General features: G+C 73.6%; 14 protein-coding genes. 5 read left to right on the top strand and 9 right to left on the bottom strand.

Annotated features, from left to right (window positions below; all coding sequences use genetic code 11):
• The 4 genes from AE652_RS18140 to AE652_RS18125 all read right to left on the bottom strand — a co-directional run.
• A partial coding sequence (locus AE652_RS18140) for a hypothetical protein (RefSeq protein WP_049652721.1) occupies positions 1-198 on the bottom strand: 198 nt, incomplete at its 3' end.
• A gap of 338 nt (positions 199-536) precedes the next feature.
• Positions 537-1,274: a succinate dehydrogenase/fumarate reductase iron-sulfur subunit gene (locus AE652_RS18135; RefSeq protein WP_049652719.1), complete on the bottom strand. Its 738-nt coding sequence runs from the start codon at positions 1,272-1,274 to the stop codon at positions 537-539.
• Positions 1,271-3,214 (bottom strand): fumarate reductase/succinate dehydrogenase flavoprotein subunit, encoded by a 1,944-nt coding sequence (locus AE652_RS18130; RefSeq protein ID WP_049652717.1) that lies wholly within the window; start codon positions 3,212-3,214, stop codon positions 1,271-1,273. Before AE652_RS18130 ends, AE652_RS18135 begins: the two co-directional genes overlap by 4 nt.
• Positions 3,215-3,225: 11 nt before the next feature.
• Positions 3,226-3,930: a succinate dehydrogenase cytochrome b subunit gene (locus AE652_RS18125; protein ID WP_049652714.1), complete on the bottom strand. Its 705-nt coding sequence runs from the start codon at positions 3,928-3,930 to the stop codon at positions 3,226-3,228.
• Between the two features lie 96 nt (positions 3,931-4,026).
• Between AE652_RS18125 and AE652_RS18120 the strand changes: the two genes are divergently transcribed.
• The gene (locus AE652_RS18120; protein ID WP_049652712.1) at positions 4,027-4,950 is read left to right on the top strand and encodes a LysR family transcriptional regulator; all 924 of its coding nucleotides are present in this window, start codon (positions 4,027-4,029) and stop codon (positions 4,948-4,950) included.
• 28 nt (positions 4,951-4,978) lie between these two features.
• Here the strand turns inward: AE652_RS18120 and AE652_RS18115 are convergent, their stop codons facing one another.
• The 4 genes from AE652_RS18115 to gcl form a co-directional block, all read right to left on the bottom strand.
• Complete coding sequence (locus tag AE652_RS18115; protein ID WP_082345809.1) at positions 4,979-6,247, bottom strand: metallophosphoesterase; 1,269 nt, start codon at positions 6,245-6,247, stop codon at positions 4,979-4,981.
• A 165-nt stretch (positions 6,248-6,412) separates the two neighbouring features.
• Positions 6,413-7,618, bottom strand: a complete 1,206-nt coding sequence (locus tag AE652_RS18110; protein ID WP_049652709.1) for a hypothetical protein — start codon at positions 7,616-7,618, stop codon at positions 6,413-6,415.
• A 148-nt stretch (positions 7,619-7,766) separates the two neighbouring features.
• Entirely contained in the window at positions 7,767-8,255 is a 489-nt protein-coding gene (locus tag AE652_RS18105) for a glutathione peroxidase (RefSeq protein ID WP_049652707.1), read from the bottom strand.
• Positions 8,256-8,486: 231 nt separating this feature from the next.
• The gene (gcl, locus tag AE652_RS18100) at positions 8,487-10,268 is read right to left on the bottom strand and encodes a glyoxylate carboligase (protein ID WP_049652704.1); all 1,782 of its coding nucleotides are present in this window, start codon (positions 10,266-10,268) and stop codon (positions 8,487-8,489) included.
• Positions 10,269-11,019: 751 nt separating this feature from the next.
• Between gcl and AE652_RS18095 the strand changes: the two genes are divergently transcribed.
• Together AE652_RS18095 and AE652_RS18090 are read left to right on the top strand one after the other, a co-directional pair.
• Positions 11,020-12,501: a SulP family inorganic anion transporter gene (locus AE652_RS18095; protein ID WP_049652723.1), complete on the top strand. Its 1,482-nt coding sequence runs from the start codon at positions 11,020-11,022 to the stop codon at positions 12,499-12,501.
• A gap of 94 nt (positions 12,502-12,595) precedes the next feature.
• Positions 12,596-12,907 carry an MTH1187 family thiamine-binding protein gene (locus AE652_RS18090; RefSeq protein ID WP_049652700.1) on the top strand — a complete coding sequence of 104 codons (312 nt, stop codon included), beginning with the start codon at positions 12,596-12,598 and terminating at the stop codon, positions 12,905-12,907.
• A gap of 18 nt (positions 12,908-12,925) precedes the next feature.
• On the opposite strand, the gene AE652_RS18085 is transcribed toward AE652_RS18090, so the two are convergent.
• Complete coding sequence (locus AE652_RS18085) at positions 12,926-13,399, bottom strand: DoxX family protein (protein ID WP_049652696.1); 474 nt, start codon at positions 13,397-13,399, stop codon at positions 12,926-12,928.
• A gap of 154 nt (positions 13,400-13,553) precedes the next feature.
• On the opposite strand from AE652_RS18085, the gene AE652_RS18080 reads away from it, so the two are divergent.
• Together AE652_RS18080 and AE652_RS18075 are read left to right on the top strand one after the other, a co-directional pair.
• Positions 13,554-14,132, top strand: coding sequence for a TetR/AcrR family transcriptional regulator (locus tag AE652_RS18080; RefSeq protein WP_049652693.1), 579 nt, complete (start codon positions 13,554-13,556; stop codon positions 14,130-14,132).
• A 77-nt stretch (positions 14,133-14,209) separates the two neighbouring features.
• The coding region (locus tag AE652_RS18075; RefSeq protein WP_049652692.1) for an MFS transporter at positions 14,210-15,348 on the top strand (1,139 nt) is incomplete at its 3' end.

Here is a 15,348-nt window from a genome sequence, read left to right as displayed (position 1 = left end):
GGCCCGCCGGGCCAGTGCGGCCCGGGCGGCGGCCAGCGCGACCCGGGCGAGCAGCGGGTCCTCCCGGACGCCGGCCGCGCGCTTGGCGCTCTGGCAGGCGGTGCACCAGACCGGCGAGGCCGGCCCGTCCGGGTACACCATCTCCTCGGGCGGCAGGTAGTGCCCACCGCACTCGACGCATTCGAAGACGAACCTCATCCGACGATCACCGTTCCGGATCCGTGGCACCGGCCGCAGGGCGACCAGAAGGTGTGGACACTGGGCACCATGCTTCCTTCCTCGTCCAGTTCGACCGTGGCCTCGGTCTTCTGGGTCCCCCCGGACCCGCCGCAACCGGAACAGGACTGAACCTCGGGCATATGCCGTCCTTCCGTAGCGGACACCACCGTAGCGCGATTCCCCGTCAGGAAGCACGGCCCCGGGCGATCCACCACCCGTACGGGTAGCGCGAACCGCCGCCGCGCGCCCTGTTCCAGAACGGCGTCGGCCCCTCGCCTGAGCACCAGAGCGAGGGGCCGACCGTAGCGGGGGAGTCGTCAGCCGCGGGCGGCCCGCAGGAACTCCCGGTTCATCGCCGCGATGCTGGGCAGCGGGATGCCCTTGGGGCAGGCGGTGGCGCACTCACCGGTGTTGGTGCAGCCGCCGAAGCCCTCGGCGTCCATGGCCGAGACCATGTCCCGTACCCGGGCGGCCCGTTCCGGCGCGCCCTGCGGCAGCACGTTGAGGTGCACCACCTTGGCGGAGGTGAAGAGCATCGCCGAGCCGTTCGGGCAGGCCGCCACGCAGGCGCCGCAGCCGATGCACTCGGCGTGCTCGAAGGCGGTGTCGGCGGTCTCCTTGGGGACGGGCGTGGCGTGCGCCTCGGGGGCGCTGCCGGTGGGGGCGGTGATGTAGCCGCCGGAGCCGATGATCCGGTCGAAGGCCGAGCGGTCCACCACCAGGTCCTTGACCACCGGGAACGCCGCCGCCCGCCAGGGCTCGACGTCGATGGTGTCGCCGTCCTGGAAGTGCCGCATGTGCAGCTGGCAGGTGGTGGTGCGCTCGGGGCCGTGCGCCTGGCCGTTGATGACCATGCCGCAGGCGCCGCAGATGCCCTCACGGCAGTCGTGGTCGAAGGCGACGGGCTGGTCGCCGCGGGTGATCAGCTCCTCGTTGAGGGTGTCCAGCATCTCCAGGAAGGACATGTCCGGGCTGATGCCGCCGACCCGGTAGGTGGTCATCGAGCCGGGTGCGTCCGGGCCCGCCTGGCGCCAGATGCGCAGGGTGAGGTTCATGCGTAGCTCCGCTGGGTGGGGTGGACGTACTCGAAGTCGAGTTCCTCGCGGTGGAGGACGGGTGCCGCGCCGGTGCCGGTGAACTCCCAGGCGGCGGCGTAGGAGTAGTCCTCGTCGCGGCGGGCGGCCTCGCCGTCGGGGGTCTGGCTCTCGGTGCGGAAGTGGCCGCCGCAGGACTCGGCGCGGTGCAGCGCGTCCAGGCACATCAGCTCGGCCAGTTCGAAGTAGTCGACCAGCCGGTTGGCCTTCTCCAGCGACTGGTTGAGCTCCTGCCCGGTGCCCGGCACCTTGATCCGGCGCCAGAACTCCTCGCGCAGCAGCGGGATCCGCTCCAGCGCCCGGCGCAGCCCGGCCTCGTCGCGGGCCATCCCGCACTCGTCCCAGAGCAGTTCGCCGAGTTCGCGGTGGAAGGAGTCCGGGGTGCGGTCGCCGTCCACCGCGAGGATCAGGTTGAGCCGGTCCTCGACCTCGGCCTCCACCTCGGCGAGCACCGGGTGGTCGGCGGGCACGGCCGGCAGCGGGTGGCGGGCCAGGTAGTCGTTGATGGTGGGCGGCAGCACGAAGTAGCCGTCGGCCAGGCCCTGCATCAGGGCGCTGGCGCCGAGCCGGTTGGCGCCGTGGTCGGAGAAGTTGGCCTCCCCGATCGCGAACAGGCCCGGGACGGTGGTCTGCAGGTCGTAGTCGACCCAGAGCCCGCCCATCGTGTAGTGGATCGCCGGGTAGATCCGCATCGGCACCCGGTACGGGTCCTCGGCGGTGATCCGCTCGTACATCTCGAAGAGGTTGCCGTACTTGGCCTCGACGGCGTCCCGGCCCAGCCGGCGGATCGCGTCGGCGAAGTCCAGGTAGACGCCCTGGCCGCCGGGGCCGATGCCGCGGCCCTCGTCGCAGACGTTCTTGGCGGCCCGGGAGGCGATGTCGCGCGGCACCAGGTTGCCGAAGGAGGGGTAGATCCGCTCCAGGTAGTAGTCCCGCTCCTCCTCCGGGATCTGCCCGGGCGGCCGGTTGTCGCCCTTCGCCTTGGGCACCCAGATCCGGCCGTCGTTGCGCAGCGACTCGCTCATCAGGGTGAGCTTGGACTGGTGGTCGCCCGAGCGGGGGATGCAGGTCGGGTGGATCTGGGTGAAGCACGGGTTGGCGAAGTACGCGCCGCGCCGGTGCGCCCGCCAGATCGCGGTGGCGTTGGAGTTCTTGGCGTTGGTGGAGAGGTAGAAGACGTTGCCGTAGCCGCCGCTGGCGAGCACCACGGCGTCCGCGGTGTAGGAGCGGATCTCGCCGGTGACGAGGTCCCGGGCGACGATGCCGCGGGCCCGGCCGTCGACCACCAGCAGGTCGAGCATCTCGGTGCGCGGGTGCAGTTCCACGTTCCCGGCGGCGACCTGCCGGGAGAGCGCCTGGTAGGCGCCGAGCAGCAGCTGCTGGCCGGTCTGGCCGCGGGCGTAGAAGGTCCGGGAGACCTGGACGCCGCCGAACGACCGGGTGTCCAGCAGGCCGCCGTACTCGCGGGCGAAGGGCACGCCCTGGGCCACGCACTGGTCGATGATCTCCACCGACACCTGGGCCAGCCGGTGCACGTTGGACTCGCGGGCCCGGAAGTCGCCGCCCTTGACGGTGTCGTAGAACAGCCGGCGGACCGAGTCGCCGTCGTTGCGGTAGTTCTTGGCCGCGTTGATGCCGCCCTGGGCGGCGATCGAGTGGGCGCGCCGGGGGGAGTCCTGGAAGCAGAACTGGACCACGTGGTAGCCCTGTTCGGCCAGGGTGGCGCCGGCCGCGCCGCCGGCCAGGCCGGTGCCGACCACGATCACGGTGTGCTTGCGCCGGTTGGCCGGGTTGACGAGCTTGGCGTCGAACCGCCGCTGGTCCCAGCGCTGTTCGATCGGCCCGGCGGGGGCCTTGGCGTCGGCGACCGGCCCGCCGAGGGTGTACTCCAGGTAGCTCATGTCACCACTGCTCACTTCACGACTCCGGTCATCACGGCCACGGGGACGGACAGGAAGCCGGCGGTCAGCACCAGCGCCAGGCCGTTCGCGACCAGCTTGAGCGCCCGGTCGCGGCGGGCGTTGTTGGCGCCGAGGGTCTGCGCGGCGCTCCAGAACCCGTGCCGGATGTGCAGGCCGACGGCCAGCATCGCGACGACGTAGAACACGTCGACGTACCAGCGGCCGAAGGAGGCCACGATGTTCTGGTACGTCTGGCCGTGATCGGTGCCCGGGTTCACGGTCAACGTGGTGAGGTCGAGGATGTGCCAGACGATGAACAGCGCCAGGATCACCCCGCCCCAGCGCATGGTCCGCGTCGCGTAGCTCGCGCGGCGGCGCTTGTGCACGTACCGGCTCGGGCGGGCCGCGAGGTCGCGGCGGCTGAGCTGGTACGCGGAGACGCCGTGCAGCACCACGGCGGCCAGCAGGCCCGCCCGGGCGATCCACAGGAACCACTCGTGGCCCAGGAAGGGCTGTCCGATGGTGCGCAGCCAGGCCGCGTAGCCGTTGATGTCGTCCGGGCCGAAGAACACCTTGAGGTTTCCCAGCATGTGCGCGACCAGGTACAGCAGCATGGCCAGTCCGGTGACGGCCATGACCGCCTTCTTGCCGACGGTCGACCGCCACAGGGTCGCCAGGGTGGACGGATGCCGGGCCGTCCGAGTCGCGGTTGTCATGGCAGCAACGGTAGGGACGGCGGCGAGGGTACGTCCAAGACATGATGCGGCTCGTGACGATAGGCATGGACTATCGATGCGGCCTATCCTGGCCCTGTGCAGCTCCAGCAACTCCGCTACTTCCTGGCCGTCGCCGAGACCCGGCACTTCACCCGGGCCGCCGAGGCGGCACACGTCGCGCAGCCGTCACTCTCGCAACAGATCCGGGCCCTGGAACGGGAGTTGGGCGCGGAACTGTTCCACCGCACCCGGGGCAACATCGCGCTCACGGACGCCGGGGACGCCCTGCTGCCGCTGGCCCGGCGCATCCTCGCGGACACCGAGACCGCCCGGCTGGCCGTGCAGGAGACGGTGCAGCTGCGCCGCGGCCGGGTCCGGCTGGGCGCACCGCCGAGCCTGTGCACCAGCCTGGTGCCGGACGTGCTGCGGGTCTTCCGGGACCGCTACCCGGGGGTGGCGCTGGTGGTCCGCGAGGGCGGCTCGCGCGACCTGGTCGGCTGGCTGGCGGCGGGGGAGCTGGACCTCGCGCTGACCATCACCCGGCCGAGCGGTGAGCAGGAGCCCGCGCTGGCGGTCACCGAGCTGCTGCACGAGGAGCTGGTGCTGGTCGCGGCCGGGCGGCCGGTCCGGCGCAAGGTCCGGGTGACGGAGCTGAAGGGCCGGCCGCTGGTGATGTTCCGGGAGGGCTACGACGTCCGCGAGGCGACCCTGGCGGCCTGCCGGGCGGCCGGGTTCGAGCCGGAGTTCGCGGTGGAGGGCGGCGAGATGGACGCGGTGCTGGGCTTCGTCCGGGCCGGGATCGGGCCCGCCGTCGTCCCCGGCATGGTGGCCGCCCGCTCCGGCCTCGCGGTGACGGCCTTCGCCGGGCCCGGACTGGGCCGCACCATCGCCGTCGCCCACGGCCACGAGGTGCCGCTCACCCGCGCGGCGGAGGCGCTGCGGGACACCCTGCTGGCGCACCTGCGCGACGCCGCCCGGGACGGCGAACTGCCGCCGGGGACGCGGCTGTTGCTGCCGTGAGCCCCGGTTCGAGCCTTTCAACGGTCGGTCACGCGGTGGGCGACGGACCGCCCGAGCGCAGCGTGAGCAGGGTGATCTCGCTCGGGGCGAAGACCCGGAACGGCGGGCCCCAGAAGCCGGTGCCGCGGCTGGTGTAGAGCTGGGTCCGCTCCCCGTGCCGGCTCAGGCCGTGCACCACCGGCTGGTCGATCCGGACGAGGAGGTTGAACGGCCAGATCTGGCCGCCGTGGGTGTGCCCGGAGACCTGCAGGTCGATGCCGGCGGCAGCGGCCTGCGGGACGTACTTGGGCTGGTGGGCGACGAGCAGGACCGGCAGGGCCGGGTCCGCCCCCGCCAGCGCGCCGACCAGGTTCGCGCGGTGTCCGGCCAGGCCGGAGGACTCCGCGGTCACGTCGTCCACCCCGGCGAGCACGAGGGCGTCGCCGCCGCGCTCCACCACGAGGTGGCGGTTGTGCAGCGGCTCCCAGCCCAGGTCCGCCATCCGGTCCAGCCAGCCCTGGGCCTCGCTGCCGTACTCGTGGTTCCCCGTGACGTAGACCTTGGCCAGCCGGGACCGGACCGTCCCGAGCGGCGCGGACTGCTCCCGGCGCTGGGCCGGGGTGCCGTCGGCGATGTCGCCGGCGTGGACCAGGACGTCCGCGTCGAGCGCGTTGACCGCCTCGGCGACCCGCGCCGACCAGTCCGCCCGGTCGATCGGCCCGTAGTGGGTGTCGGCCAGCACCACGACCCTGGTCCCGTCCAGGCCGGCGCCGAGCCGCGGGAGGTGCACGTCCACCCGCTTCACCCGGGGCACGCGCATCGCCTCGTGGTGCCCCCAGCCCAGCAGCCCGGCCGAGACCACGGCGACGGCCACGGCCACGGCCCTGGCCCGGTCGGTGCCGCCGACGTCGAGTCCGGCCAGCAGCAGGTCCACCGAGCCGCCCAGCACCGACCAGGTGAACAGCACCCAGACCACCCCGAGGCTGGTGTCCGCGACGCGGGCGGCCCGGTCGCTGCGCCGCCGCCCGTGGCCCGCGACCATCAGGAAGGGGAATGAGACCATCCAGGCCGCGAGGACGACCGTGCCGGCCAGGAGGACCGGGAACGGCCAGTCGGCGCCGGAGGCGAACAGGGTCCACCAGGGCGGGAGGCAGAGGAGGACGAGGACGAGCACCAGGACCGTCAGCCGTCGGACCAGGGAACGCCGACGCCCCGCGCCCCCGCCCGGGGGCTCCGTGCCCGCCTCGGGCCGGTCGGCGGCCGCGACGGTCTCCGGACCCTCGCGGTCCGCCGACCGGTGTCCCGACTCCAACCCCATGGATTCGCCTGCTGTCACCGTGTCGCCCTCACATCCGCTGCCGTGCCCCTGCTCCCATCATCCGGCAGACCGTCGCCGACGGTCCCGCCCGGGGTCGCCGTCGTCGACCGGGCCGTGCGCCACGGGGCCCCGGCGAGTCGTCCCCGCCGGCCCCGAGCCAGGGGCTCAGCCGCCGCCGTAGGTGGACTGGGTGACCGCGAAGACGTTGCGCCCGCCCGTGGTCTCCTGCAGCGACCACAGCAGGTCGGGGCCGGTGGCGTCCTCCCAGTAGGAGAGGCTCTCGCCGCCGCCCACCCAGGCGAAGGTCGAGGCGCCCGCGGTCGGGGTCCAGTAGTAGAGCTTCTTCTGCCCCGAGGAGTTGAACCACCACCGGCCGTTGTGGGAGGCCACGCCGTTGAGGTTGTACCAGGGCAGTTGGAGGGCCTGGCTTGCGGTCGTCGTCGCGGCGAAGGTCGTCGCCCCGGCGGCGAACGGGAAGCGGACGGCCCGCGGCGGGCGGTTCGGGTAGTCGACGCAGTCCGCCTGGCAGGTGTACTCCGTCATCACGATCGACCTGCTGACCCGGTCGAGGGAGACCGACGACCACACCAGCTTGGCTCCGGAGGCGGTCTGCGCGGTGACCGTGCCGACCTGGGGCAGCACGTAGGCGTAGTTGTGGGCGTAGTAGGCGCCTCCGGGCTGGCGGCCGATCTGGTCGGCGGTGCCGCCGGTGTCGGTGTTGAGGATCTTGCGCAGGTCGAAGACGCGCATGCCGCGGCCGGTGTCGGCGACGTAGAGGTGGTCGCCGTACCAGGAGACGCCGCCGGCGTGGATCGGGACGTCCTTGAAGTCCGGCGCGGCCGCGGTGCCGGTCGGCTCCACCAGGAGGATCTTGCGGTAGGTGTCGGGGTAGGTGGCGTCCCAGTCGACCAGGGTGATCCGGCTGCGCTGCTGGGCGCCGCCGCAGCCGTCCTTGGTGTACCAGCTCACCAGCACGAGCTGGTGGCCGTCGTAGTTGCCGCTGTTCGCGGTCCCCACGGCGTCCCGGCTCGTGGTGATGCCCTGGGGGAAGCTCTGGCAGTCGGAGTTGTCGCCGTCGTCGAACCGGAAGCCGGTGGTCAGGCCGGCCACGGAGAAGGACGCGGGGAGCGCCTGCCGGTCGTGGTTCGCGTGCTCCATCACCGTGTGCACGGCGGAGGTCCCGAGCGTCGTGGCGAGCGCCGAGTCGAGGGCGTCGTACTGGTGGTAGTCCGAGGTGAGGGTGTAGTCGGACGCGGTCAGGGCCGTCGGCGCCGCGGCGGCCGCCGCCGGCGAGGCACCGGCCGGTGTGCCGGTGACGAGCAGGCCGGCCGCGAGCAGCGCCCTTGCCGCTGTTCTGACGTGACGGATCATCAGGGTGGGCCCTCCGTGGGCGATGGATCAACGGGGGCACACACGGTAGGGGCGCTTGGGCATGTCCGCAACACCCCGAGGGGGGCCTTGCGTGCGCGCACGACGGAGGCCCGGGGCCGCGGGCCCCGGGCCTCCGCGGTGCGTGTGGTCAGGCCGGCAGGACGGCCTCGAGCGCGGCGACCAGCTCCGGCGACTCCGGCTCGACGGGCGGGCGCAGGCGCGCGACGACGGTGCCGTCCGGGGAGAGCAGGAACTTCTCGAAGTTCCAGGCGATGTCCCCGGCCTGGCCCTCGGCGTCGGCGACCTCGGTGAGCTTGGCGTACAGCGGGTGGCGGTCCTCGCCGTTGACGTCGATCTTCTCGAACAGCGGGAAGGTCACGCCGTAGGTGGTGGAGCAGAAGGTGCGGATCTCCTCGGCGCTGCCGGGCTCCTGTCCGGCGAACTGGTTGCAGGGGAAGCCCAGCACGGTGAACCCGCGCCCGGCGTACCGCTGCTGGAGCCGCTCCAGGCCCTCGTACTGCGGGGTCAGACCGCACTTGGACGCGACGTTGACGATCAGCAGCGCCTTGCCCTTGTGGTCGGCCAGCGAGGTGGCCGCGCCGTCGAGGGTGCGCAGCGGGATGTCGTACAGGCTCACGGGGGTGGTCCTTTCGGGAAGTCGTCGGGCCGGGCCTCTTCGTGGGCCACGGTAGCGGCCGTCACCTGGTCAACTGCGGTCGGCGTGCCGATGTTCCGGGCGCGGGGGCGGGTGGGGGCGTGCGGAGCGGCTCGTCCGCCCCCACCCGCCCGGCGCGGACGACCGGCGCGTACGGCCGGTGCGTACGGCCGGTGCGTGCGACCGGCGTGCGCGACCGGTGCGTGCGCCGCGTTACGGCACCAGCGGCCGGATCGCCGTCGGCGCGTGCTCGGGGAGGGTGGCCAACTCCTCGAACTCGTTGACCTTGTCGATGTCGGCGGCGGCCATCGAGATGTTGGTGACCCGCTCCAGGATCGCCTCGACCACGACCGGCACGCGGAACTCGGCGGCCAGCTTCTTGGCCTCCTCGAAGGCGGGCAGCAGGCCCTCCGGCTCGGTGACCCGGATCGCCTTGCAGCCCAGGCCCTCGACGACCTTGACGTGGTCCACGCCGTAGACGCCCAGCTCCGGCGCGTTGACGTTCTCGAACTCCAGGTTGACCTGGTAGTCGATGTCGAAGGCGCGCTGCGCCTGGCGGATCAGGCCCAGGTAGGAGTTGTTCACCAGCACGTGGACGTACGGGATGCGGTGCTGGGCGCCGACCGCCAGCTCCTCGATCATGAACTGGAAGTCGTAGTCGCCGGAGAGCGCGACCACCTGCCCTCCCGGGTCGGCGGTGGCGACGCCCAGTGCGGCCGGGATGGTCCAGCCGAGCGGGCCGGCCTGGCCGCAGTTGATCCAGTGCCGCGGCCGGTAGACGTGCAGCAGCTGCGCGCCGGCGATCTGGGAGAGGCCGATGGTGGTGACGTAGCGGGTCTCCGGGCCGAACGCCCGGTTCATCTCCTCGTACACGCGCTGCGGCTTGAGCGGCACGTCGTCGAAGTGGGTGCGGCGCTGGAGCCGGGCCCTGCGCTCCTGGGCGGCGGCGGCCCAGGCGGTGCGGTCCTTGAGCGCGCCGGCGTCCCGCAGTTCGCGCGCCACCTCGACGAACAGCTCCAGCGCGGCCCCGGCGTCGGAGGCGATGCCGAGGTCCGGGGCGAAGATCCGGCCGAGCTGGGTGGGCTCGACGTCGACGTGGACGAAGGTGCGGCCCGCGGTGTAGACGTCCAGGCCGCCGGTGTGGCGGTTGGCCCAGCGGTTGCCGATGCCGAGGACGAAGTCGGAGGCGAGGAAGGTCTCGTTGCCGTAGCGGTGCGAGGTCTGGAGGCCGACCAGGCCGGCGTTGAGCGCGTGGTCGTCCGGGATGACGCCCCAGCCCATCAGGGTGGGGACCACCGGGACGCCGGTGAGTTCGGCGAACTCCCGCAGCAGCTCGGCGGCGTCGGCGTTGATGACGCCGCCGCCCGCGACGATCAGCGGGCGCTCGGACCGCTGGAGCAGCGCGACCGCCTTCTCGATCTGGACGCGGTTGGCGGCCGGCTTGTAGACCGGCAGCGGCTGGTAGGCCTCCGGGTCGAAGTCGATCTCGGTCAGCTGGACGTCGATCGGCAGGTCGATCAGGACCGGGCCGGGGCGCCCGGAGCGCATCAGGTGGAAGGCCTGCTGGAACACGCCGGGGACCTGCGCGGCCTCCAGCACGGTGGTGGCGGCCTTGGTGACGGGCCCGGCGATCGAGGCGATGTCGACGGCCTGGAAGTCCTCCTTGTGCAGCCGGGCGACGGGCGCCTGGCCGGTGATGCAGAGGATCGGGACGGAGTCGGCGATCGCCGAGTACAGGCCGGTGATCATGTCGGTGCCGGCCGGCCCCGAGGTGCCGACGCAGACCCCGATGTTGCCGGCCCTGGCGCGGGTGTAGCCCTCGGCCATGTGGGAGGCGCCCTCGACGTGCCGGGCCAGCGTGTGCCCGATCCCGCCGGCGGCCTTGAGCGCGGCGTAGAACGGGTTGATGGCCGCGCCCGGCACGCCGAACGCGACCTCAACGCCTTCGAGCTTGAGGATCTCCACGGCCGCGCGGGCGGCTGTCATACGAGGCATCGGATCTCTCCTGCGTCGGCCCGCAGTGGCTCGGAGGGCTCATCTCCTGAATTCCACCATACGGAAGAACGGTTTCTGTATGTGGAAACACGGTAGGGCGGGGCTCGTCGGGGCGTCAAGGGGACTTCAACAGAATGTGGAAGGCGCTGGGCGGACCGTCGGGCGGCGGGGATTCGCACGCCAGGACGGCGATCGCGCTGGTGTGCCCGGGGAAGCGGACGCTCCGCGCCGGGAAGAGCGGCCGGTGTGCAGTGGCGGTGAAGGGACGGTGCCTGCTGTGGGCCCGCCCCGCCGGGCTGGGTACCGTCGGTGCCACGCCGGGCCCGTGACGTCCAACTGAGGCCGCGGCAGGGGGGCTTCGGGAGCACCGCGGAGCGGGGGAACTCCGCCGGTGGCCCCGTCCAGGACCAGCGCGCCCGGTCCGCCGCACCCGAGCGAGGGACGCACCCCCCCGGCCGCACCGACCCGACACCCGCCGCCGCGCTCTGGTCCGCCCGGACCCGCGGCCGTACCGCTGTCGCCGCTCTTTCCCCCTGCCCTCCCGTTCCCCGCTCCTCCTCCTGCTCCCCGCCCTTGCAACGGCGCGCCCGCTGCGGCGGACGCGCGGAAGGAACGTCCCCATGCGCTGCTGCACCCCTGCCCGGTCCCTGGCGGTGACCGGGTGAACCCGCCGCCCCACCGGAGCGACAGCCCGCCGGGCCGCCTCCGCAAGCACGGCCCGCCGGGCCGGCCCCGCACCCCGGCCGCCGTCCTGCGCGCCGTCCCCTGGCGCCACGACCTGCCGGCCTCGCTGGTGGTGTTCCTGGTCGCCCTCCCGCTCTGCGTCGGCGTGGCCGTCGCCTCCGGCGTCCCGGCCGAACTCGGGCTGGTCACCGGCATCGTCGGCGGCCTGGTGGCCGGCCTGCTGCCCGGCAGCAGCCTCCAGGTCAGCGGGCCCGCCGCCGGACTGACCGTCCTGGTCGCCGACGCCGTCCAGCGCTTCGGCGTCGGCGCGCTCGGCCTGCTGGTGCTCGGCACCGGCCTGCTCCAGCTGGCGATGGGCGCCCTGCGGCTCGGCCGCTGGTTCCGGGCGATGTCCGCCTCGGTGGTGCACGGCATGCTGGCCGGCATCGGACTGACCCTGGTGTTCGGCCAGCTCTACGCGCTCGCCGACCGCCGCGCCCCCGGCACCGGGCCGGAGAAGATCGCCGGACTGCCCGGCCTGCTGGGCGACGTGCTGACCGCCGCGGCCAACCCGAGCGCCGTCGCCCTCGGCCTCGGCACCCTGCTGGTCCTGGTCGCCTGGAAGTACCTGCCGGAACGGGCCGCCCGCGCCGTCCCCGCCCCGCTGGCCGCCGTCGGCCTGGCTGCCGCCGTCACCGCGGCCGCCGACCTGCCGGTGGCCCGCGTCCACGTGGCCGGGCTGCTCGACGTGGTGCACCTGCCCGGCCGCGACGCCCTGACCGCCCTGGCCGGCCCCGCCGGGATCGGCACGGTCGTCGCCTTCACCCTGATCGCCTCCGCCGAGACGCTGTTCAGCGCCGCCGCCGTCGACCGGATGCACCACGGACCGCGCACCGACTACGACCGCGAGCTCACCGCCCAGGGCATCGGCAACACCGTCTGCGGGCTGCTCGGCGCGCTGCCGATGACCGCGGTGATCGTGCGCAGCGCGACCAACGTCCAGGCCGGCGCGCGCACCAAGGCCTCGCGGGTCCTGCACGGCGGCTGGCTGCTGGTGTTCACTGCGCTGCTGCCCGGCGCGCTCGGGCTCGTCCCGCTCACCGCGCTGGCCGCCGTCCTGGTGCACGCCGGCGCCAAGCTGGTGCCGGTGCGCCGGATCGTCGCGCTCTGCCGCGGGCACCTGGGCGAGGCGGTGGTGCTGGTGGTCACGACGGTCGCGATCATCGCCACCGACCTGTTCGAGGGGGTGCTGATCGGCGTCGGCCTGGCGGTGGCCAAGTCGGCCTGGCAGACCTCGCACCTGCACATCGCGGTGGAGGAGCAGGAGCAGCCGGCCGGGCAGCCGCTGCACCGGGTGCGGCTGAGCGGCAACGCCACCTTCCTGCGGCTGCCCCGGCTGCTGGACACCCTGGAACGGCTGCCGGGGGACCGGCCGGTGGAACTGGACTGGTCCGGGCTGCGCCACCTGGACCACGCCTGCACGGTGGCGCTGGTCTCCTGGGCCGACCAGCACCGGGCCCGCTCCACCGCCCCGCTGGCCGTCGAACCGCCGCTGCCCAGCGTCGCCTGACGTCCGGCCCGGTCACGGGACGTCTAGCCTGGTCGCGGTCCGGGCGCAGGCCCGGGCCGTGACCGGTGCCGTCGACCACAAGGAGCGCAGAGTCGTGATCGCAGCCTTTTCGGTGACCCCGCTGGGGATCGGCGAGGACGTGGGGGAGGCGGTGGCCGCCGCCGTCCGGGTGGTCCGGGAGAGCGGTCTCCCGAACCGCACGGACGCGATGTTCACCAGCATCGAGGGGGAGTGGGACGAGGTGATGCCGGTGATCAGGGCGGCGATCGAGGCGGTGAAGGCGCATAGCAACCGGGTGAGCACGGTCATCAAGATCGACGACCGGGCCGGGGTCACCGACGGCCTCACCGCCAAGGTCGCCTCGGTCGAGCGACACCTGGCGGCGGGCGGTCCGTCGGACCGTTGACCGGCCCCGGGCGGTGCGTCAGACCGCCGACGTCGGCCGGACCGCCGGTTCGGCCGACGCCGCCAGGGGCCGGCGGGTGAGCAGGCGGTCCACGGCGTACGGGCCGGAGCCGAGCGCCGCGATGGCCAGGAAGGCCCAGCAGAACAGCACCGAGGGCTCGCCCCCGTTCTGCAGCGGCAGCAGGGCGTGCTCCTGGTGGACGGTGAAGTAGGCGTAGGCCATCGAGCCGGAGCAGAGCAGGGCGGCCACCCTGGTGCCGGCGCCGAGCAGCACCAGGACGCCGCCGACCAGCTGGATCAGCGCGGCCCACCAGCCGGGCCACTGGCCGAGCGGGACGGTGCCGCCGCCCTTGGCGCCGCCGAGCACGCCGAACAGCGAGGCGGCGCCGTGGCAGGCGAAGAGCAGGCCGACGACGATCCGGAACGCCGTCAGCACGACGGGTCTGACGGCGTCGGCGGTCTGCCGGGAGTGGGCGGGACGGGGTGTGGACATGCGAAGCGCCTCCTGTGGGGGAAGGAGGTGGATGTGGGAGCGGTAAGGGTAGCCATGGTCTAGTCCACTTGGCAATGCTCCGTCAGAGATCAGGTCTGGACCACTGATCTCCCTTTCTTGACCGACCGATCCAGAAAGGGCTACTGTTCCCGGCATGGCGCGAACGAAGGAATTCGACCCGGACGCGGCGCTGCAGGCGGCCCTGGAGCTGTTCTGGCAGCGCGGCTACGAGGCCACCTCGATGGCCGACCTGGTCGAGCGGCTCGGCATCGCCCGGGCCAGTCTCTACGCGACCTTCGGCAGCAAGCGCGAGCTGTACCTGCGGGCGCTGGAGCGCTACTGCGAGCAGAGCGACTCGGCGCGGCTGGACGAGCTGTCCCAGCCGGGCCCGGCGCTGCCGGCGGTCCGCGCGCTGGTCCGCCAGTACGCGACGGCGGAGGAGGGGGAGCGGCGGCTCGGCTGCTTCGTCACCAACACGGCGGTGGAGCTGGCCCCGCACGACCCGGCCGCGTCCCGCCGGGTGGAGGCGAGCTTCGACCGCCTGGAGACGCTGCTCGCCGCCGCCCTGGCGCGGGCCGCCGCGCAGGGCGAACTGCCCGCCGGGCGGGACCCGCGGGCGCTCGCCAGGATGCTGGTGGTGCTGCTCCAGGGCATCCGGGTGGTGGGCAAGACGGCCGACGGCGCGCCCCTGGCGCGGGACGCCGCCGAACAGGCGCTGGCACTGCTGGACTGACACCCGGCCGGCTCGGGCCGGGTCTTCTGCTGGGCTCATACTGGACCGAACGGTCTACATAGGGGGGAGGGTTTTACATGCCTGTCATCGCTACCGGCCGGTACGGCTTCGCGCTGCTCGGCGTCGTCCAGGCGGTGCTGATCTTCACGATCATGATCCTGACCGTGCCACTGCCGCTGGTGGCACGGGAGTTGGGGCTCGGCCCGTCCGGCGTGCTGCTGCTCAGCGCCGCCTACGGCCTCTCCTTCAGCTCCCTGCTGCTGCTCGGCGGACGGCTGACGGACCGTCACGGCGGACGCCCGGTGCTCCGCGCCGGCCTGGTGCTGCTCGCCGCCGCCTCGATCGCCTGCGCCCTCGCGCCCGGCTACCCCGTCCTGCTGGCGAGCCGCTTCGTCCAGGGTGCGGGCGCGGCCCTCACCGCCCCGGCGGCGGTCGCCGTGGTTCGGGTGCTGCACCCCGAACCGGCCGCCTACCGGCGGGCGATGGCCACCTGGGGCGGCCTGTCGGTGCTCGGCGCCACCGTCGGCAGCGTGGTCTCGGGCGCGGTCGCCGCCGCGGTCTCCTGGCGCTGGCTGTTCGCGGTGCCCGTCGTGGTCGCCCTGGCCGGGCTCGCCCGATCCGGATCCCTGCCCGCCGCCCTGCCCGCAGCCCCTGGTCATGCCCCCGCCGTCCGCCGACCGGCCCTCGACCTGCCCGGCGCCGCCCTCGCCACCGCCGGTGTCTGCGCGGCGAGTTACGCCCTGGTGGCCTCCACCGAGCAGGGCTGGCGCAGCCCCGGGACGTACGGTCCGCTGGCCGCCGGACTCGCCCTGCTGCTCGCGTTCGCCGCCGTCGAGCGCCGCACCGCCGACCCGCTGCTGCCACCCGGCTTCCTCGCCGACCGGCGCCGCGCCACCGCGCTCGCCGCCGTCACGGCCACCGCCGCCGGCACCGCGCTCACCTTCGTCCTGCTCTCGCTCTACCTCCAGCAGCTGCGCGGCTGGAGCGCCGCGGCCACCTCCGCCGCCTTCGTGCCGTATGCGGTGGTCCTGCTGCTCTCCGGCCGACTGGCCGGCCCGCTGACCGTCCGGTACGGACCGGTGGCGGTCACCGTCGGCGGCCTCGCCGTGGCGGCCGCCGGACTCGGCCTGCTGGCCGGGCTCGCCCCCGGCAGCGGCTACGCCTCCGGCCTGCTGCCCGGACTGCTCCTGCTGCCCGCCGGCGCCGCCGCGGCCTT

The sequence above is a fragment of the Kitasatospora sp. MY 5-36 genome (assembly GCF_001182915.1).
Taxonomy (GTDB): Bacteria; Actinomycetota; Actinomycetes; order Streptomycetales; family Streptomycetaceae; genus Kitasatospora.
Note: the sequence above shows the minus strand (reverse complement) of the source record. Positions and strands in the feature narration are given on the sequence as shown.